Source organism: Microbacterium sp. Leaf351, assembly GCF_001423825.1.
GTDB classification, from domain to species: Bacteria; Actinomycetota; Actinomycetes; order Actinomycetales; family Microbacteriaceae; genus Microbacterium; species Microbacterium ginsengisoli.
On the sequence record NZ_LMPK01000015.1, the window covers coordinates 169,698 to 187,839 of the forward strand.

Here is an 18,142-nt window from a genome sequence, read left to right on the forward strand (position 1 = left end):
TGGCATGCGGCGTCCCCGCGGCCCAGGACGATGACGTCCCGCTGTGGATGACCGCCAGCGGGAAGCGTGCGGGGAGGGCTACTGGGGGTGCGGACGCTCACCGCGCGCGAACTGCGCGACCAGCCGGTCGAGTCGCGCGGCGCGGGTCTCGGCCGTGGTGGCGGTCATGAGGCGGTGCAGCACTGCGTAGCGGTTGTTCGCGTTCGCCGTGGCGAAGGTCTCGACGGCGGTCGGGCCGGCCGCGGCGAGCGCGGCGACGAGGTCGTCGGGCACCTCCGCGGTCGCCGCCCCGGAGTATGCGCGATCCCAGCGACCGTCGGACTGTGCCGCATCGATCTCGATCTGGCCACGCGCGCGCATGCGCGCATCGGCGATGAGTCGTTCGACGATCTCGACGTTGCGGGCCGACCACATCGATCGCTTGCGGCGCGGGGTGAAGCGCTGCAGGAAGGTGGCCTCGTCGTTCGAGCGCTTCTGCCCGTCGATCCAGCCGCTGCACAGCGCCTCTTCGAGCGCCTCCTGGTAGACGAGGGAGGTCGGCTCGGTCACGCCCTTCTTGGCGAGCGCCAACCACACCCCGTCGGACTCGTCATCGTGAGCGATCAGCCATTCCCGCCACGCGGCGACGTCGACGACGACGAACACCTCGATGTCGGTCATTGATCGAATCCGGATGCCGCGGTCACGCGCCCGAGCATACGGGCGGGGCGGGACATCCGCCCGGAAAAACGAGGAACGGGCCTCGACATGCGAGGCCCGTTCTGGGGTGGCAGGTGAGGGATTCGAACCCCCGAAGGCTGAGCCGGCTGAGTTACAATCAGATCCCTTTGGCCGCTTGGGTAACCTGCCATGGCGCACCCGCCCGGCTTTTTCAGTCGACCGGAGGCGCGATCTCCGATCTTACCCGGGATGCGGTCCGTGTCGAAATCGGCCCGGGTGCGCGCTCAGGTGCCGATGCGGTCGAGGTCGATGCCGCCCAGCGACTCGGGGAGCCGCAGCAGGGCGCCCTCGACGCGGCAGGTCGCGGCCGCGACATCCATCGCCCGGTGCAGCACCGCGCGCCACGCGTCGCCGCTCTCCGGACGCCCCTCGATGACGGATGCCGCGACCGACGCGAGCACCGCATCGCCGGCTCCCATCGTGTCGACGATGCGTCCCGGCAGGGCCGAGACGGGCAGCGACACATCGGCGTCCCCGGCGACGATGCGCGCGCCCGCAGAACCGCGGGTCGCGAGCACCGCCCCGACGCCGAGGCCGACGAGTCGGTCGGTGAGCGCATCGAGGGAGATGCCGTAGAGCAGCTCGGCGTCGTCGTCGCCCACCTTGACGAGGGTCGCCCCCGCGGCCGCGCGCTCGAACCCGCGCACGAACTCGTCGCGGTCGTGCAGCATGCCGGCGCGAGGATTCGGATCGATGGCGACGACGGATGCCGCGGCCACCGCGTCGATCAGCTCGTCGGTCTGGGCGCGGTCGTCGAACGGCACGCAGCTGATCGCGACGAGCGGCGCGGCGGCGATGGCCGCACGCTCGGCGGCGCCGTAGACGACTCGCCGCTGTTGGGCGGCCGTGTTGAAGACGTAGGTCGGCTCGCCGCCGGCGCTGCGCGTGCTGACCGCGCGCGAGGTGCCGTGCGGTGACGCGGAGGCGATCAGCTCGACCCCGTAGTCGGCGAGGAACCCGCGGATGCGCTCCCCCGGCTCGTCGTCGCCGACCATCGCGATGAGGCTCGTCGGCACGCCGAGACGCGACAGTCCGACGGCGACGTTCAGGGCCGCACCGCCGACGAACTCGCGCACCCCGCTGTCGTCGCGCAGTTCGTCGATGAGCGCGTCGCCGATCACGACGACCCGGGATTCAGCGGCCATGGATGCTCCTTCGCAGTCGTGCCCACTCTGTCAGCGCGGAGCGCAGGGCGCCACCGCGCGCGGGGCGTGTCAGACGCGCTCGGCGACGCGGGCGACGAACGACTCCGCCCGCTCCTTCGTGCCGTCGATGCGCACGTCGACGCTCGCCCGGATCTCGCCCGGCGCCAGCGGCGCCGCCAGCCGCACGTTCTCGTGGCAGCTGAGATCGGCGCAGATGTAGGTGCCGACGCTCGACCCCGAGGCATCCGGAAGTCGCGCCGAGAAGAGCGTCACCTGGTTGCCCGGCTGCATCGTGTGGCAGAGGTTGCACAGGCCCACATGTCCGCGTGACGACGAGGATGCCGCGCGCAGCACGACCCCGTGCGGGGAGCCGTCGCGTTCGGCGACGAGGTAGCCGCGGTCTCGGTTCTCGGGGTCGCGCCAGGCGAGGAAGTCGAGGTGGTCCCAGTCGAGGATCGGGAAGTCGTGCGGCAGGGCCAGCAGACGCAGGTCGTCGGTCGAGGCGTTCACGAACGCGGCGCGCAGATCGTTCTCGGTGAGCGCGTGCATGCCGACCAGTCTACGAACCGGGCAGCGCCCCGGCTCGGGACGCCGCCACACGCCGCGGCTAGACTCGCGGGCATGGCAGACAGCTCCTTCGATATCGTCAGCAAAATCGATCGTCAGGAGGCCGACAACGCCCTCAACCAGGCGCACAAAGAGGTCGAGCAGCGCTACGACTTCAAGGGCACCGACGCGTCGATCGCGTGGAGCGGCGAGCAGATCCTCATCAAGGCGAACAGCGAGGAGCGCGCGAAGGCCGTGCTCGACGTGTTCCAGTCGAAGCTCATCAAGCGCGGCATCTCGCTGAAGTCGCTCGACTCCGGGGACCCCGTCGCCAGCGGCAAGGAGTACCGCATCACCTCGAGCCTCAAGGAAGGCATCTCGCAGGAGAACGCGAAGAAGATCGGCAAGATCATCCGCGACGAGGGCCCCAAGACCGTGAAGAGCCAGATCCAGGGCGACGAGCTGCGCGTGACCTCGAAGTCGCGCGACGACCTGCAGGAAGTGCAGCGCCTCCTCAAGGCCGCCGACCTCGACGTCGACCTGCAGTTCGTCAACTACCGGTGATCGCGCCGGACCTCGAGGACTCCGACCGGGCCACCGACGACCAGATACTCGCCGCATATCGCGAGATGGGATTCGAACCCTACGAAGCCAAGGCCTACCTCGCTGCTTTTCGCGGCCGAATGCCGCCGGGGCCGGGGGTGGACTAAGTCGCGGAGAGCGGGACCGCGCGGTGATCGACCCGGATGCCGCGGCATCCCGTCACAGCAATCGCATAGCGTTCTCTCCCCGCCCGCCCGGCGCAGACCTCGGGAGCGCATCAGTGCGACGCGCACGCTTCTTTCACAACGGAAGGAGCATCCGATGCGCAGAAGTGAGAAGGCGAAGCTGCGGGCGACCCTCGCGACCGCCGCGGTGATCTCAGCCGGAGCGGGCGTGCTGATCGCCGCCGCCCCCGCGGTCGCGACCGAGTGGAGCGGAACGAGCACGACCTCGACGTCGTCCTCGAGCACGGGCACCTCGAGCACGGGGACGTCGAGCACGGGCACATCCGGCTCGAGCACGTCGTCGTCGGGCACCACCAGTTCGGGCACCACCAGCTCGGGCACGACGTCGTCCGGTTCGAGCTCGAGCTCGAGCAGCGGATCGACCAGCTCGAACTCCGGCTCGGTCTCGAGCGGATCCGGCACCACCTCGCACGGCACGACGTCGGGCTCACGATGACCGCCGCGCACGAGTGGGCGCTGTGGTCGACCGACGCCCGCCTCGTGGTCACCCGCGACGACGCCCTCCCGATGGCGATCGAGGTCGCGCAGCGCGAGCTCGCGATCATCGCCGCCGCGGTCGACCGGTTCGACGCGACATCCGAACTCAACCGCATCTCCGACCGGCTGCCGGACGGAGTGCGTGTGAGCGCCACGCTCGCCGACTTCGTGCGCGCCGCCCTCGAGGCCGCCGAGCTCACCGGCGGACTCGTCGACCCCACCGTGCGCACCGCGATGGACGCCCTCGGCTACGACCGCGACATCCGCCTGATCCTCGACGACGACCGGCCCATCCGCGTCGTCGTGCGTCACACCCCCGGGTGGCGCCGCATCACGCTCGACGGCGACCTGCTAACAGTGCCCGCGCACCTCTCCCTCGACCTCGGCGCGACCGCGAAGGCGCTCGCCGCCGATCGCGTGGCAGCCGCAGTCGCCGTCGCGTGCGACTGCGGCGTGCTGCTCTCCCTCGGCGGCGACATCGCCTGCGCCGGCCCCGAGCCGGTCGGCGGCTGGCAGGTGACGGTGCAGGATGCCGCGGGCGAGCCGATCGACCAGGTCACCCTGCGCGCGGGCGCGGGCATCGCGACATCCAGTGTTCTTCATCGCCGGTGGCAGCGGGCGGGGCGCGACATCCATCACATCGTCGACCCGCGCACCGGGGAGCCGGCGCCCGAGGTGTGGCGCACCGTGACGGTCGCGGCGCGCAGCTGCGTGGAGGCGAACGCCCTGTCGACGGCCGCGATCATCCGCGGTGCCGAGGCGCCCGCGTGGCTCGCCGACCTCGCGCCGGCCCGCCTCGTGTCGGCGCCCGGCGACGTGGTCACGACCGGCGGGTGGCCGGTGCCGACCCGCCTCGCCGCGTAAGTCGAGCGCACACGGCCCAACGCCCTCGAGCGACGCCGCCTACCCTCGCGCGAGCACCCCGTCGGCCCAGCGCGCGAGACGCGCGTACGCCTCCTCGCGGGCATCGTGGCGCGACAGGAAGACGTCGTGCAACGCACCCTCGATGCGCTCGACCGTCACCGACGAGCCGAGCTGCACCGCCGCGCGGGCGATGTCGTCGACCACGAGCACGCTGTCGGCACGGGTGAGCTCCTCGCTCCACCGGGTGGGCACGGCGCTGCGCGCCGACAGCAGCACGCACACTGGCGCGTCGATGCGCAGCCCCGCCTCGACGCGCGCGTGCCCCGCGAGAATCGCGTTCAGCCACCCGGTGTGCACGGCCATCGTCTGCTCGGGACGCCAGTCGAGATCGATCGACACCGGATCGGTCGGGTCGGCCACCTCGCGCTGCGCCCGTGTGTAGAAGCCGAGATCCACCTGCGGCACGGTCTCGTACGGACGCATCCGGGCCCCGATGCCGACGACCGGGGCGAGCGCACTGCGCCGACGCCCGGGCAGCTGGAACTCGAGCCACGGACTGTTCAGGATCACGGCTGCCGCCGCCCGCGGATGCCGGTCGGCCCACAGGCTCAGGGTCAGCCCGCCGGTCGAATGCCCGAGCAGCACGAGCCGGCGATGCGGATGCCGCCCCTCGCCGTCGCGACCCATGGCGCCGAGGGCTGCGGCGATGTCCTCGTCGTAGGTCGTGAGGTCGGTCACGTACCCGGGGGTCTGCCCGGGCCGGAGGCTGCGTCCGTACTTGCGAAGATCCAGGGCGAAGAAGCGGGCGCCACGGGAGGTCCAGAATCGGGCGAGCCTCGTCTGGAAGAAGTAGTCCGACCACCCGTGCACGTAGAGCACATCGACGTCTCCGAGCGGCCTTGCGGCGAACCACGACGCCGGCCCCCGCTCAGGCACCGCACGCACCAGGGTGGCGACCACCGCACCCTCGGAGTCCTCCCCGAGGGGCAGGCTGAGCTGCATGAATCCGTCGCCGAGGATGTCGGCGCCCCACCCGACCGTCATGCCGCCAGCCTACGACCGCCCCGGACCGGCAAGATGATCCCCGTGACGATGAACACTCCCCCGCACGTCGCCGCAGGATCCGTGACCGCACGCATGCGCCGCATGCTCGGCCGGAACCCCCGCGAGCACGGCCGCGCAGCGACCCCACTCGAACTCCTCTTCGACCTGACGTTCGTCGTCGCGTTCGGCATCGCCGGATCCCAGATGGCGCACGAGATCGCGGAAGGACGTCTCGCCGTCGGGCTCGGCGGATTCGCCTTCGGGATGTTCGCGATCATCTGGGCCTGGATCAACTTCTCGTGGTTCGCCTCGGCGTTCGACACCGACGACTGGGTGTACCGCCTCACGACGATGGTGCAGATGGCGGGCGTGCTGGTCCTCGCCCTCGGCCTCTCCGACGTGTTCCACTCGCTGGAGGGCGGCCACGGCATCGACAACGCGGTGGTCGTCGCCGGCTACGTGATCATGCGCGTCGCCATGCTCGCCCAATGGCTGCGCCTCGCAGCCCAGTCGCCCGCGCACCGCCGAACGGCGCTGACCTATGCGACGTTCATCGCGATCGCACAGATCGGGTGGGTAGCCACCGCCGTGCTGCATCTCGAACTCGGCCCCACCCTGGCGTTCGCGGCCGTGCTCTACCTCATCGAGCTCGGGGGTCCGCTGCTCGCCGAGCGGCGGCGTCCGACCCCCTGGCATCCGCACCACATCGCGGAGCGCTACGGCCTGCTCGTGCTCATCGCCCTCGGCGAAGGCGTGCTCGGCACGGTGACCGCGGTGCAGCCGATCATCGCCGACAGCGGCTGGTCGGGCGACGCCATCGTTCTCGTCGCGGCCGGCGTGATCCTCACCTTCGGCATGTGGTGGGCCTACTTCGCGGTGCCGTTCGGCCACATGCTCGAGCATGGCCCCGGCGGCGGCTTCGTGTTCGGCTACCTGCACATGCTCGTCTTCGCGGCGGTCGCCGCGGCGGGGGCGGGACTCCATGTCGGCGCCTACGTGGTCGAGGGGCAGGCGCACGTCGACTTCGCGGTCGCCGTGCAGGTCGTCGCGATCGCGGTCGCCGTGTTCCTCGCGACCTATCTCGCGGTCGCCGCAACGCTCACACGCCGCGTGCGGCGCGCACACGCGGTGGCTCTGACGCTCGCTCTCGTCGTGCTCGCCACCGCCGTCGTCCTGGCCGAGATCGGCACATCGTTCGCGCTCTCGATCCTGCTCGTCGCCGCGGCACCCTGGGTCGTGGTGGTCGGCGAGGAGCTCACCGCAGGGCGATCGGCCGCGGCATCCGCTCGTCCCGTCGCCGAATAGCCCGAGTCGCGCCCGAGTCGTCGCGGTTCGGCGACCATCACGTCGCTGACGATGTGGACATCGACCCGCCGTCGAATTAGTATGTGCGCATACTGAATTGAGGGAGTTCGACATGTGGGTACGAGAGTTCACGGGCGAGTGCGACGCGACGCCGTCGGCGGTGTTCGCGATCATGGCCGACCCGGCGCGGTGGTCCGAATGGAACGACGGCGTCGCAGCCGTGCGCATCGACGACCCGTTCGCGGCGGGCACGACCGCGGTGATGGTGTTCCCCGACGGGAGCGAGCTGCCCTTCGAGCTCACGTGGGTCGAGGCGGAGCGTGGATACGAGGACCTCACACCCGTGCCCGATGCCGGGGTGACGGTGCGTGTCCGCCACGAGATCGAGGCGTGGGGAACCGGAAGCCGGGTGACCTATCGCTGCACGGTGGAGGGGCCTGACGAGGTGTCGGCCGAGGTCGGCGCGGGCGTGAGCGAGGACTTCGCCGACGTCATCGCCGCGCTCGGCGCACACGCGAAGCGCCCGCGTGGCTGACTCGCTCGAGCCGCGCGAGAGCCCCGGACTCCTCCTGTGGCGAGCGACGCTGAGTTGGCAGCGGGTCATCACGTCCACGCTCAAGCCGCTGGGCCTCACACACGTGCAGTTCGTGCTTCTCGCCAGCGCCTGGTGGCTGACCCGGGTGGCCGGGGAACGGCCGAATCAACGACGGATCGCCGAGCATGCGAACACCGACGCCATGATGACGTCGCAGGTCATCCGAGCGCTCGCGGAGAAGAATCTGCTGGTGCGCACGACCGACCCCGATGACGCCCGTGCGCACATCATCGACGTCACCGACGACGGCGTGGCCCTCGCGCTCCGGGCGGTTCAGGTGGTCGAGGAGGCCGACCGCCTGTTCTTCGAGTCGGCCGGCGACCGATCTGCACTGATGGCGGTGCTGACAGCGCTCAACCGGTGAGCCACGGTACCCGCTCCGCCGCGGGCGGCTCCGCCTAGGCGGCCGGCAGCGGCCGCGGACGGGTGAGCAGCACGACGACCGCCGCCACCGCCGATGCGACGAGCGCGACGAGCGCCATCGGCACCGCCGTGTCCTCGCCCCACAGGCCGACGAGCGGGGAGGCGATCGCCCCGACGAGGAACTGGCTCGACCCGAGCAGGGCCGCTCCCGCGCCCCGCGCCGCAGCCGCGCGGGCGAGAGCGAGCGCACTCGCGTTCGACATGATGAGACCCGTCGCCGAAGTCAGCACGAACGCGCACAGGATGAACGTCGCCGGCTGCAGCGCCCCCGTGAGCGCGAGCACCGCCAGCGCGACCGAGGCGACGACGGAGAGCGCGACGCCGACCAGCAGCATCCGTCTCACGCCGACTCTCGGCGCGACCCGCGCGTTGACGAGGTTCGAGAGCACGATGCCCGCCGCTCCCGCCGCGAACCCGAACGCATACACGAGGGGCGGCATGCGCAGCACGGTCTGGCCGACGAACGGCGAGGCGGAGATGTAGGCCATCATCGCGGCGAAGCCGAACGCGAACACCGTCACATAGCCGCGCACGCCGCCGTCACGCAGCAGCGTGCCATACCGCGCGAACGCGCCCGCCACCCCTCCTGCGTGTCGCTTCTCGGGCGGCAGCGACTCCGGCACCACCGCCACGGCGAGCACGAACATCGCGACCGAGATCGCGGCGAGCACCCCGAGCACCCCGCGCCAGCCGGCGATCGCCGCGACCGCGCCGCCGATGGGGGGTGCGATGAGCGGCCCGAGCCCGACGAGCATCGCGATGAGGCTCAGCGCCCGCACCGCCGTCTCGCCCTCGCTGAGGTCCACGGCGATCGCGCGGGCGAGCATCATGCCCGCGGCTCCCGTCAGACCCTGCACCAGGCGCAACGCGATGAACACCTCGACGGTCGGCGTGAACGCCATCGCGACACCGGATGCCGCGAACACCGCCAGCGCGATGACCAACACGGGGCGCCTGCCGAACCGGTCGGACAGAGGTCCGAGGATCAGCTGACCCACGCCGATGCCGATGAGGAACGCGGTGAGGGTCAGCTGCACGCTCGAGGCGGGAGCGGCGAGATCGGTGCCGATCTGCGTGAACGACGGAAGGTACATGTCGACCGCGAACGGGCCGACCGCCGTGATGAACCCGAGTGCCGCGAGCAGCCCGGGGGTGGGTCGCCGTGCCGCGGTCATTCGCCGCGGGAGATGCTGATCATCTCGTCGCGCGGAACGACCTTGATGCGTGCGCGCTCGTGCGGAGCCCCGAGGGCGATCTCGTGCTCGTCGAGGCGGTGCCAGCCCTCGAGGTCGGTCCAGCGCACACCGCGCTCAGCGAGGAGCGCGGGGATCGCCTCGTCGGACGGGTCCTCGGGCTGCCACCACGACGCCTGGTCGCCCACGAGGTGGCGCACGGTCTCCATCGCGTCGGACTTAGTGTGGCCGATGAGCCCCACCGGCCCGCGCTTGATCCACCCGGTCGCATAGACGCCCGGAACGATCTCGTTCGAGTCGGGCTCGAGAACCTGACCCTCGTGGTTCGGGATGACCCCGTGCCGGTCGTCGAACGGCACCCCCGGCAGCGGCGAGCCGAAGTAGCCGACAGCGCGGTAGAGCTGCCCGATCGGCACCTCGCGCAGCTCGCCGGTCCCGACGACCCCGCCCTGCCCGTCGGGACGGGTGCGCTCGTAGACGAGGGACGCGACCCGGCCCGCGGCATCCGTCGTGACCTCGACAGGCTTCGCCCAGAAGTGCAGGTGCAGGCGGCGCGAGGCGGGCCCGGCAGCACCGTTCGCCGCCGGACGCGTGCGCCACTCCTGCAGCACGCGGTCGATGACCTTGACCTGCTTGTTGCTCGCGATCGCCGCGAGGGAGGCCTCGTCGTAGTCGAAGTCCTCGTCGTAGACGACCATGTCGACGTCGCGCAGCTCACCGAGCTCGCGCAGCTCGAGCGGGGTGAACTTCACCTGCGCCGGGCCGCGGCGGCCGAACACGTGCACGTCGGTGACGGGGCTCGCCTCGAGGATCTCGTAGACGTTGCCCGGCACCTCGGTCGGCAGCAGGTCGATCGCGTGCTTCGCGAGAATGCGCGACACGTCGAGCGCGACGTTGCCGACGCCGACGACAGCGACGGATGCCGCCTCGAGCGGCCAGGTGCGCGGCACGTCGGGGTGCCCGTCGAACCAGCTCACGAAATCGGCCGCGCCGTACGAGCCCTGAGCGTCGATCCCGGGGATGTCGAGGTCGGCGTCACGGATCGCTCCGGTCGCGAAGATGACCGCGTTGTAGTGCTTCTTCAGGTCCTCGAGGGTGATGTCGACGCCGTAGCGCACGTTGCCGAAGATGCGGATGTCACCGCGGTCGAGCACCTCGCGCAGCGCCGTGATGACGCCCTTGATGCGCGGGTGGTCGGGGGCCACGCCGTAACGCACGAGTCCGTAGGGAGCCGGCAGGTGCTCGAACAGATCGATCGAGACGTCGAAGGGCCGCTGTTCCTTCAGGAGGATGTCGGCGGCGTAGATCCCTGCGGGACCGGCACCGACGATGGCCAGCCGGAGCTTGGTCATGGGGGTGTCCTTTCGTGGGGCGCGACGCAGTCGGATGCCGCGGCGCGGCCGGGCGTCGGGGGGTCAGCTGCTGCGGTCGACGACCGCGTCGGCGAACCGCGTGAGGCCCTCGCGCACGGGCCCGGCGGGGAGCGGCGCCAGGGCGGCGACCGCGTCAGACGCCCACTGACGGGCGAGCTCGAGCGTGCGGAGGGTCGCGGGGTGCTCGCGCAGCCGGGTGAGCGGCTCGTCGAGGATCGCCGGGTCGGCGCCGTCGGCGATGCGGGCGACGCCCTCGTCGATGCGGGCGCGCAGGTCGACCGAGGCGGCGTCGGTGTCGGCGCCGAGCAGCAGGTAGGGCATGGTCGGAACGCCCGCGCGCAGGTCGGTGCCGGGCACCTTGCCGGTCTCGTCGGCGTCGGCCGAGAGGTCGATGACGTCATCGAGCAACTGGAACGCGACGCCCGCCTTGTCGCCGAAGACCTGCAGCGGCTCGGCGTACTCCTCGGGGCCGTTGCCGAACGTGATTCCGGCCTTCGCGGATGCCGCGATGAGTGAGCCGGTCTTGTCGGCGAGCACCTGCAGGTAGAACTCCACCGGGTCGTCGTCGTCGGACGCACCCACGGTCTCGTGCAACTGGCCGAGCACGAGTCGTTCGAACGTGTCGGCCTGCAGCTGGATGGCGGCATCGCCGTGGCGGGCCATGATCTGGCTGGCGCGGGAGAAGAGCAGGTCGCCGGTGAGGATGGCGATGCTGTTGCCCCACACGGCATGGGCGGCCGGAACGCCGCGGCGCACGTCCGCACCGTCCATGACGTCGTCGTGGTAGAGGGAGCCGAGGTGGGTGAGCTCGAGGGCGGCGGCACCCTCGATGACCGGCTGTGTCGCGCCGTCGCCGAGCTGCGCGGTGAGCAGCGTCAGCATCGGCCGCACCCGCTTGCCGCCGGCCTGGTAGAGGTAGCGGCTGGTGACGTCGGCGAGCCGATCGGTGAACGCGATCTCGGTCGCCAGCTGGGCCTCGACCTGCGCGAGACCCGCTTCGACCGTCTTCCACAGGCGACGGGAGGCCGGCCCCGCGAACACCCGCTCCGTCACGCTGAGGTGACCTGCCAGGGGCAGACCGGGCGCGGACGAGGTCGGAGTCACGCAGACAGCCTACCGGCGCTCACTCCACCGGTGGCCGCCGATCCCGTCGGTCGAGAACGCCTCGTAGCCGATGCCCAGGTGCGCCGATCAGGCCTTCACCGCACGGTGGAGCGCGACGATGCCGAAGGTGAGGTCGCGGTAGGCGACATCGGTCCAGCCGGCCTCGCGCACCCATGCGGCGAGCGCGCGCTGGGCGGGCCAGGCCTTGATCGACTCGTTGAGGTAGTCGTACGCATCGGCGTTCGAACTCACCCAGCGGGCGACGGTGGGCAGCACGCGGTCGTTGTAGAAACGGTAGAGCGCCGCGAAAACCGGATTCTGCGGCTGGGAGAACTCGCAGATCACGAGGCGGCCGCCGGGCTTGGTGACCCGCAGCAGCTCGGCGAGGGCGACCTTGGGCTCGGCGACGTTGCGCAGCCCGAACGAGATGGTGACGACGTCGAACGATGCGTCATCGAACGGCAGCGCCATGGCGTCGGCTTCGACGAAGGAGAGATTCGGGATGCCGCCGTGCCGCCGCGCGCCCTCGGCGATCATGCCGGGCGAGAAGTCCGCGGCGACGACCTCGGCGCCGCTGCGGGCGAGTGCGACGCTCGATGCTCCTGTGCCCGCCGCAAGGTCGAGCACCCGCTCCCCCGGCTGCGGCGCGACGGCGCGGGTCATCGCGATGCGCCAGAGGCGATCGTTGCCGAGGCTCAGCAGCGTGTTGGTGCGGTCGTAGGCCGCGGCCACCTGATCGAACATGCCGCTCACACGGGCGGGATCCTTGCCCAGGTCGGCGCGGTTGGGCTCGTCGGCGGCGGTCACCCGTCGAGTCTAGGCGGGCCGGGCGAGGCCTAGGCTGGACGGGTGACCCTGCCCGCTCCCCCCCGACTGGTGGCGGTCACCCGGGAGACCATCGCGCACGAGGATCTGCTGGCTCTGGCGGACCCGCACACACCGCTGGTGTGGTCGCGGCGCGGCGACGGATTCGTCGGGATCGGTCGCCCGCTGATCACCCTCGAGGCATCCGCGGAGGCCGCGACCCGGCTCGCGTCGACGTGGCGCGCGATCGCGGATGCCGCGTCCGTCGACGACAAGGTGCACGCCCCCGGCACGGGCCTCCTCGCCTTCGGCTCTCTCGCGTTCGACGAGCACGCCGAGGCGCGCTCCCGTTCGGGTGCGACGTCGCGACTGGTGGTTCCGTCCGTCGTCGTCGGCCGCACCGGCGGGAAGACCTGGATCACGCGCATCACGAGGGAGGAGGCATCCGATCAGGGCGAGGATGTCGCCCCGATCCCGTACGGCCCGTACTGGTCGGCCACGCTCGGACCCGGCGCGCAGAGCCCCGAGGACTACACCCGCGCCGTCGCCGAGGCGGTGGCCCGCATCGGCCGCGGCGAGCTCGAGAAGGTGGTGCTGGCCCGCGACCTCGTGGGGTCGGTGCCGGCGGGCGCCGACCTGCGCCGGCTCGTGCGCGCCCTGCAGAGCGGCTACCCCGACACGTGGACCTTCGCCGTCGGCGGCCTCATCGGCGCGAGCCCCGAGACCCTCGTCACCGTGCACGACGGCACCCTCACCGCCCGGGTGCTCGCCGGCACCGCCGCGCGCGGCGCCGATGCCGATCGGGATGCCGCGGCCGCCGTCGCTCTCGCGACCAGCCAGAAGGATCTCGACGAGCACCGCTTCGCCGTGCAGAGCGTGCTCGACGCGCTCGCCGGTCACACGCGCGCGGTGACCGCCGCCGAGACGCCCTTCACCCTGAAGCTGCCCAACGTGTGGCACCTCGCGACCGACGTCGAGGGCGACCTGGGGCACGAGGCATCCGCTCTGGATCTCGTCGCGGTGCTGCACCCCACCGCCGCGGTCGCCGGCACCCCGACGGCGTCGGCCCTCGCGACGATCCGCGAGCTCGAGCCGTTCGACCGCGGACGCTACGCCGGTCCGGTCGGCTGGATCGACGGCGACGGCGACGGCGAGTGGGCGATCGCGCTGCGCTGCGCGCAGTTCGGCGCAGAGTCGTCGTCTCCCACGGCCGAGGATCGCGACGACATCCCGGTGACGGCGTTCGCGGGCGCCGGCATCGTCGCCTCGAGCGACCCCGAGGCGGAGTTGCTCGAGACCCGGGTGAAGTTCCGCCCGATCGTCGACGCGCTCGCCTGAGCGGATGCCGCGGCGCGCTCAGCGCTCGAGAGGCACCTCGATGAGCTGACGTCCGCCCGACGGCGATGTGAGCACCTGATCGAGCGCGGACCGTGTCGTGACGCGGTGGTACTCCCAGCCGTAGGCGAGGGCGAGCTGTTCGAGGCGCACGGTCTGCGGCGTGTACTGCACGCGATCCATCGCCTCGGGGCCTGCGATCTGGGCCACCTCGAGCCCGTCGAAGATCGTGCCGCCGCCGTCGTTGCCGACGATCACCTGGATGCGCGGTTCCGGCTCGCCGGGCGCGGCCAGCAGCGCGCCGACGTCGTGCAGCAGCGCGAGGTCGCCGAGGAGCACCCGGGTGACGCCCGGTCGCCCGTCCGCCTGCGAGGCGGCGGCGACGCCGAGGGCGGTCGCGATCGTGCCGTCGATACCCGCGAGCCCACGGTTGGCGTGCACCCGCACCTTCTTGCCGCCGAGCACCTGGTCGGCGACCCGAACGAGCCGCGACGATCCGAACACGAGTCGGTCGTGCGGCCAGGTCGCGCGCCAGACGGCATCGACGAGCAGCGTGCGATCGACCCGCTTCCGCGCGACCGCGAGCTCGGCGTCGATCGCACCGAGGCGGCGCTGGGGCTCGGCGGACGCGAGCGCATCGGCGTCGGGCGCGGGCGGGGTGAGATCGACGGATGCCTCGCGCGACGCCCGCAGCCATGCACCGAGCCACTCGCGGTCGGTGTCGCCGGGTTCGACGGCGAGCGCGTCGACGGCGAGGCTCTCACCGTTGAGGTTGAGCGGCTCGCCGGGGCCGCGCAGCGCGACAACCTCGACGTCGGCACGCGAGAGCAGGGCGGTGACCTCGCGGCTGAGAGTCGGATGCCCCAGCACCACCGCCCGCTCGACGGCTCCGCCGAGCGCGGGATCGCGGAGCAGTTCGCGATAGCCGTGCACGAGCTGCCGGCCGAATCGGGCACCGGAGACGATCTCGGCGACGAGCGGCCAGCCGCCCAGGTGGGCGAGCTGCTCGGCGTCGGGCCCGGCGTCGGATCCGGCGATCACCACGGTGCGCGGACCCCGCACGAGCAGGTGCGGCAGGGGCTCGGGGNCTTCGCCCTCCTCGGCGGGGGCGGCGGGAACGGGAACGGCCGCAGCCTCGGCCGCGAACCAGGCCGGGAGGGGCCCGGCGAGCGGCTCGCGGTACGGCAGGTTCAGGTGCACCGGGCCGGCGGCGCGGGTGCCGGCACCGATGGCCTCCTCGACGGCCTGGGCGGCCACGGCGCGCAGCATCGCGGTCTGCTCGGCGGTGCCGTCGGGGTCGGTCTCCTCGGGCACCGGAAGATCGGTCTCGTGGCGCGCGGCGAGCGCGAAGAGTCCCGGCTGGCGGGTGGTCTGGTTCGCGCCCACGCCGCGCAGCTCGGGCGGGCGATCTGCGGTGAGCAGCAGCAGCGGCACACCGGCGTGGTGCGCTTCGAGGGCGGCAGGCAGCAGGTTCGCGACCGCGGTGCCCGAGGTGCAGATGACGGCGGCGGGCACACCGGACTCGCGGCCGATGCCGAGCGCCGTGAAGCCCGCGACGCGCTCATCGATGCGCACGTGCAGCTGGGCGAGTCCGCGGCGGTCGAGCTCCGCGGCGGCGAGGGCGAGGGCCTGGGAGCGCGAGCCGGGGCTGACGACGAGATGCCGCACCCCCTGCGCGACGAGCGCGCCCAGCAGGGCCGCGGCGGCATCCGTCGCCGGAGATCGATCGGTCACGCGGTCAGCCCTTGCGCTTCTCGTCGTCGTCGGTCGTACGGGGAGGGAGGTCGGGGTCGGCGTCCTCCGCGTCGAGGCGTGCCAACTCCTCTTCCAGCCGGCGGATGCGCTCATCCTGGTCGGAGAGATCCGCGAGCGACCCGAGGAACGCGGGGTCGTCGTCGGGGGCGGGCCGTCCGGCGGAACGAAGCCGCGAGCGGCCGATGGTGAACCAGAGCACCCCGCCGATGACCGGCAGGAGCAGCAGGATGAGGATCCACACGGGCTTGGACACGCCGCGGTGCCGGTCGGCCGGTTGCACAGCGCCGTCGATGACGCTGTAGATCCAGAACACGACCGCGAGCACTGCAACGATCAGCACGAGCCGCATGCCCTCATCCTAGGCGCGCCCGCCGGGGAGAGGCCTGGGGAGGACGGCGGGATGACGCATCCGCTCGTTCAGGCGACACGTCACCGGCCGACCTACGATGGAGGGATGTCCGCCCATCCCGTGCGCTCGGCCGTGCTCTACTCGGTGCTGCGTCTGCTCGCATTCGCCGTGCCGTTCGGCCTCATGATGCTGCTCCCGATCTTCCAGCAGTTCGTCTGGCTCGCCGCGATCTTCGCCGCACTGATCGGACTGAGCATCTCGGTGATCTTCCTGCGACGCCCCCTCGACGAGGTCACCACGACCCTCGCCGACAACCGCGAGCGTCGGCGCGCCGCGCGCAGCGGCGACCGCGTGCGCCGCAACGAGTTCGACGAGGACGAGGCGGCAGACGCCTACTTCGGCGACGACGACGCGCGCTGAGCGTCACCCACCGGCCGGAGCGGATGCCGCGGTTCAGGCCGAGAACGCCCAGAACAGCAGTGCGCCGTAGGCGAGGGCTCCGAGCGACGTGAGACTGAGGGCGATCACGAGCTCCTGCGGCTTGCCGTACATCCACACGATGAGCAGCGCCGGACCGAGCAGCAGCAGCGACATCAGCGCGAGCCACGCGATCGGGTAGAAGAACCCGAGGAAGCAGGCGATCAGCAGCGCCACGACGACGAACACCGTGTACAGCACCTGTGTGCCGCGCGCGCCGATCAGCACGCTCAGGGTGCGCTTGCCGGCCTCACGATCCTGGGGGATGTCGCGCAGGTTGTTCGCGAGCAGCACGGCACAGGCGAGCAGACCCGCTGCGACCCCGCCGAACCAGGCTTCCTGCGGCACGACGCCGACCTGGATGAAGGTCGTTCCGGCCGTGGCGACCAGCCCGAAGAAGACGAAGACGAACACCTCGCCGAGGGCGTTGTAGCCGTAGGGACGCTTGCCGCCGGTGTAGAACCACGCCGCCGCGACGCACACCGCGCCGACGATCAGCAGCCACCAGTGCTGGGTGCGCACCGTGAGCACGACTCCGACGATGCCCGCGAGCGCGAAGAACGCCAGGGCGACAGCGAGGACCGCCTTCGGGGCGGCCTTGCGGGAGCCGGTGAGCCGGCCCGGGCCCACCCGGTAGTCGTCGGTGCCGCGGATGCCGTCGCTGTAGTCGTTCGCGTAGTTCACGCCGATCTGCAGGAAGACCGCGACCGCGAGGCATCCGAGTGCCAGCACCCAGTGAAGGTTCGGGTCGATCACGTGCGCGGCGCCGGTGCCGATGAGCACGGGGGCGATCGCGAGCGGCAGGGTGCGCAGACGCGCGGCGGCGATCCAGTCGCGCACACCCGCGCGACGCGGCGCGGTCACGGGCGAGCCGGAGCGCTGCGGATTGCCTCGGGGGTGCGTCTTGCGCGCGGGCGCCGAGCGCCGCTTCTTGGTGTTGCCTGCCACGGGGAGCAATCCTAGGGGCGCGCGCTCATGTGCCCGCCGAGAGGGCGGCGCGTGCGTGCGCGGCGAGCGCACGCCGGTCGGGCTTCCCTGAGGCGAGCAACGGCATCTCGGCGACGGTCAGCAGGTGCGCGGGGCGGGCTGCGCCGCCCACCTCGGCCTCGACGCGCGCGCGGGCCGCGGCGAGAGCGGCGGCCTCGTCGACGTCCCCCGCGACGACGATGGCGGATGCCTCGCCCCACCGCGCGTCCGGAACCCCGACGACGACCGCGGCGACGAGCGCGGGCACCGTGCGCACCGCCCGCTCCACCCGGTCGAGCGAGACGTTCACCCCGCCCGAGACGATCACGTTGTCGATACGGCCGGTGATGCGCAGCATCCCGTCGTCGACGCTGCCGGCGTCGCCCGTGCGATACCAGCGCACCCCGTCGGCGTCGACCGGGAACACCGCCGCGGTGAGTGCCGGATCACCCAGGTAGCCGTCGGCGAGCGTCGGCCCCGCCACCTGCACCTCGCCCGCTTCGACGCGCAGCCGCACGCCGTCGAGCGGCGCTCCGTCGTAGACGCATCCGCCGGCGGTCTCGCTCGACCCGTAGGTGCGCACGATGCGCACCCCCGCCGCCGCGGCCCGTTCGGCGAGCGCGGGGGCGAGCGCTTGACCGCCGATCAGCACGGCGTCGAAGCTCGCGAGCGCTCGGGCGGCGGCGGCATCCGCGTCGAGCAGGTCGCTCAACTGGGTCGGCACCAGGGCCGTGTAGCGGGGCCCCGGGCCGAGGGCGTCGGTGGCCTCGATGACATCGGATGCCGCGAACCGTCCGCCGTGCGCAATCGATGGCAGCACGACCGGCTCGGTGCCGCTGACGACCGAGCGCACCAGCACCTGCAGGCCGGCGACGTAGG

At 72.0% G+C, this 18,142-nt stretch carries 18 protein-coding genes, 1 tRNA gene and 2 pseudogenes; 7 read left to right on the forward strand and 14 right to left on the reverse strand.

The window, feature by feature from the left end:
• Nucleotides 1-78: 78 nt before the first annotated feature.
• From ASG00_RS06485 to ASG00_RS06500, 4 genes are all read right to left on the reverse strand, one after another.
• Nucleotides 79-660, reverse strand: coding sequence for a YdeI/OmpD-associated family protein (locus ASG00_RS06485; RefSeq protein WP_056207692.1), 582 nt, complete (start codon nucleotides 658-660; stop codon nucleotides 79-81).
• 107 nt (nucleotides 661-767) lie between these two features.
• Nucleotides 768-849: transfer RNA gene (locus ASG00_RS06490), tRNA-Tyr, on the reverse strand.
• Nucleotides 850-944: 95 nt separating this feature from the next.
• Nucleotides 945-1,865: a PfkB family carbohydrate kinase gene (locus ASG00_RS06495; protein WP_056207694.1), complete on the reverse strand. Its 921-nt coding sequence runs from the start codon at nucleotides 1,863-1,865 to the stop codon at nucleotides 945-947.
• Between the two features lie 69 nt (nucleotides 1,866-1,934).
• Entirely contained in the window at nucleotides 1,935-2,414 is a 480-nt protein-coding gene (locus tag ASG00_RS06500) for an FBP domain-containing protein (protein WP_045247769.1), read from the reverse strand.
• 72 nt (nucleotides 2,415-2,486) lie between these two features.
• Here ASG00_RS06500 and ASG00_RS06505 point away from each other — a divergent pair, with 72 nt between their 5' ends.
• Both ASG00_RS06505 and ASG00_RS06510 read left to right on the forward strand, forming a co-directional pair.
• Nucleotides 2,487-2,975: a YajQ family cyclic di-GMP-binding protein gene (locus ASG00_RS06505; protein ID WP_045247768.1), complete on the forward strand. Its 489-nt coding sequence runs from the start codon at nucleotides 2,487-2,489 to the stop codon at nucleotides 2,973-2,975.
• Nucleotides 2,976-3,382: 407 nt separating this feature from the next.
• A complete protein-coding gene (locus tag ASG00_RS06510; protein ID WP_235557436.1) occupies nucleotides 3,383-4,540 on the forward strand; it encodes an FAD:protein FMN transferase in 1,158 nt (385 codons plus the stop codon).
• 39 nt (nucleotides 4,541-4,579) lie between these two features.
• Here ASG00_RS06510 and ASG00_RS06515 read toward each other — a convergent pair whose 3' ends face one another.
• Nucleotides 4,580-5,584, reverse strand: coding sequence for an alpha/beta hydrolase (locus tag ASG00_RS06515; RefSeq protein ID WP_056207697.1), 1,005 nt, complete (start codon nucleotides 5,582-5,584; stop codon nucleotides 4,580-4,582).
• Between the two features lie 81 nt (nucleotides 5,585-5,665).
• On the opposite strand from ASG00_RS06515, the gene ASG00_RS06520 reads away from it, so the two are divergent.
• The 3 genes from ASG00_RS06520 (at nucleotide 5,666) to ASG00_RS06530 (ending at nucleotide 7,848) form a co-directional block, all read left to right on the forward strand.
• A complete protein-coding gene (locus tag ASG00_RS06520; RefSeq protein WP_235557435.1) occupies nucleotides 5,666-6,889 on the forward strand; it encodes a low temperature requirement protein A in 1,224 nt (407 codons plus the stop codon).
• A gap of 112 nt (nucleotides 6,890-7,001) precedes the next feature.
• Nucleotides 7,002-7,424, forward strand: a complete 423-nt coding sequence (locus ASG00_RS06525) for an SRPBCC family protein (RefSeq protein ID WP_056207701.1) — start codon at nucleotides 7,002-7,004, stop codon at nucleotides 7,422-7,424.
• On the forward strand, nucleotides 7,417-7,848 hold the full coding sequence (locus ASG00_RS06530; RefSeq protein WP_056207702.1) for a MarR family winged helix-turn-helix transcriptional regulator: 432 nt from the start codon (nucleotides 7,417-7,419) through the stop codon (nucleotides 7,846-7,848). The genes ASG00_RS06525 and ASG00_RS06530 overlap by 8 nt, the downstream gene beginning before the upstream one ends.
• Nucleotides 7,849-7,882: 34 nt before the next feature.
• Here the strand turns inward: ASG00_RS06530 and ASG00_RS06535 are convergent, their stop codons facing one another.
• The 4 genes from ASG00_RS06535 to ASG00_RS06550 all read right to left on the reverse strand — a co-directional run bounded on the left by ASG00_RS06535 (nucleotide 7,883) and on the right by ASG00_RS06550 (nucleotide 12,384).
• Nucleotides 7,883-9,082, reverse strand: coding sequence for a multidrug effflux MFS transporter (locus tag ASG00_RS06535; protein WP_056207705.1), 1,200 nt, complete (start codon nucleotides 9,080-9,082; stop codon nucleotides 7,883-7,885).
• Entirely contained in the window at nucleotides 9,079-10,452 is a 1,374-nt protein-coding gene (locus ASG00_RS06540) for an FAD-dependent oxidoreductase (RefSeq protein ID WP_056207709.1), read from the reverse strand. Before ASG00_RS06540 ends, ASG00_RS06535 begins: the two co-directional genes overlap by 4 nt.
• A 63-nt stretch (nucleotides 10,453-10,515) precedes the next feature.
• The gene (locus tag ASG00_RS06545) at nucleotides 10,516-11,577 is read right to left on the reverse strand and encodes a polyprenyl synthetase family protein (RefSeq protein ID WP_056207712.1); all 1,062 of its coding nucleotides are present in this window, start codon (nucleotides 11,575-11,577) and stop codon (nucleotides 10,516-10,518) included.
• Nucleotides 11,578-11,664: 87 nt separating this feature from the next.
• Nucleotides 11,665-12,384 carry a demethylmenaquinone methyltransferase gene (locus tag ASG00_RS06550; protein ID WP_268768741.1) on the reverse strand — a complete coding sequence of 240 codons (720 nt, stop codon included), beginning with the start codon at nucleotides 12,382-12,384 and terminating at the stop codon, nucleotides 11,665-11,667.
• A 48-nt stretch (nucleotides 12,385-12,432) separates the two neighbouring features.
• Here ASG00_RS06550 and ASG00_RS06555 point away from each other — a divergent pair, with 48 nt between their 5' ends.
• Entirely contained in the window at nucleotides 12,433-13,719 is a 1,287-nt protein-coding gene (locus ASG00_RS06555) for an isochorismate synthase (RefSeq protein ID WP_416361451.1), read from the forward strand.
• An 18-nt stretch (nucleotides 13,720-13,737) separates the two neighbouring features.
• On the opposite strand, the pseudogene ASG00_RS17440 reads toward ASG00_RS06555, so the two are convergent.
• The 3 genes and pseudogenes from ASG00_RS17440 to ASG00_RS06565 form a co-directional block, all read right to left on the reverse strand.
• Nucleotides 13,738-14,803: pseudogene (locus tag ASG00_RS17440) on the reverse strand (2-succinyl-5-enolpyruvyl-6-hydroxy-3-cyclohexene-1-carboxylate synthase); the annotation flags it as partial.
• 1 nt (nucleotide 14,804) lies between these two features.
• A pseudogene (locus ASG00_RS17445) lies at nucleotides 14,805-15,564 on the reverse strand (thiamine pyrophosphate-binding protein); the annotation flags it as partial.
• Entirely contained in the window at nucleotides 15,455-15,820 is a 366-nt protein-coding gene (locus ASG00_RS06565) for a PLDc N-terminal domain-containing protein (protein WP_045247759.1), read from the reverse strand. The gene ASG00_RS06565 and the pseudogene ASG00_RS17445, both read right to left, overlap by 110 nt.
• 105 nt (nucleotides 15,821-15,925) lie before the next feature.
• Here ASG00_RS06565 and ASG00_RS06570 point away from each other — a divergent pair, with 105 nt between their 5' ends.
• Entirely contained in the window at nucleotides 15,926-16,240 is a 315-nt protein-coding gene (locus tag ASG00_RS06570; RefSeq protein ID WP_045247758.1) for a DUF4229 domain-containing protein, read from the forward strand.
• Nucleotides 16,241-16,273: 33 nt separating this feature from the next.
• Here ASG00_RS06570 and ASG00_RS06575 read toward each other — a convergent pair whose 3' ends face one another.
• Both ASG00_RS06575 and ASG00_RS06580 read right to left on the reverse strand, forming a co-directional pair.
• Entirely contained in the window at nucleotides 16,274-17,245 is a 972-nt protein-coding gene (locus ASG00_RS06575) for a 1,4-dihydroxy-2-naphthoate polyprenyltransferase (RefSeq protein WP_045247757.1), read from the reverse strand.
• 25 nt (nucleotides 17,246-17,270) lie between these two features.
• Nucleotides 17,271-18,142, reverse strand: an 872-nt coding sequence (locus tag ASG00_RS06580) for an AMP-binding protein (protein ID WP_235559341.1), incomplete at its 5' end; no start/stop codon positions are given.

Bases quoted from the DNA above. Each gene is read 5' to 3' on its own strand.
- ASG00_RS06570 (WP_045247758.1), top strand. From the start codon at position 15,926: ATGTCCGCCCATCCCGTGCGCTCGGCCGTGCTCTACTCGGTGCTGCGT.
- ASG00_RS06540 (WP_056207709.1), bottom strand. From the start codon at position 10,452: ATGACCAAGCTCCGGCTGGCCATCGTCGGTGCCGGTCCCGCAGGGATC.
- ASG00_RS06565 (WP_045247759.1), bottom strand. From the start codon at position 15,820: ATGCGGCTCGTGCTGATCGTTGCAGTGCTCGCGGTCGTGTTCTGGATC.
- ASG00_RS06500 (WP_045247769.1), bottom strand. From the start codon at position 2,414: ATGCACGCGCTCACCGAGAACGATCTGCGCGCCGCGTTCGTGAACGCC.
- ASG00_RS06485 (WP_056207692.1), bottom strand. From the start codon at position 660: ATGACCGACATCGAGGTGTTCGTCGTCGTCGACGTCGCCGCGTGGCGG.
- ASG00_RS06525 (WP_056207701.1), top strand. From the start codon at position 7,002: ATGTGGGTACGAGAGTTCACGGGCGAGTGCGACGCGACGCCGTCGGCG.
- ASG00_RS06515 (WP_056207697.1), bottom strand. From the start codon at position 5,584: ATGACGGTCGGGTGGGGCGCCGACATCCTCGGCGACGGATTCATGCAG.
- ASG00_RS06535 (WP_056207705.1), bottom strand. From the start codon at position 9,082: ATGACCGCGGCACGGCGACCCACCCCCGGGCTGCTCGCGGCACTCGGG.
- ASG00_RS06495 (WP_056207694.1), bottom strand. From the start codon at position 1,865: ATGGCCGCTGAATCCCGGGTCGTCGTGATCGGCGACGCGCTCATCGAC.
- ASG00_RS06505 (WP_045247768.1), top strand. From the start codon at position 2,487: ATGGCAGACAGCTCCTTCGATATCGTCAGCAAAATCGATCGTCAGGAG.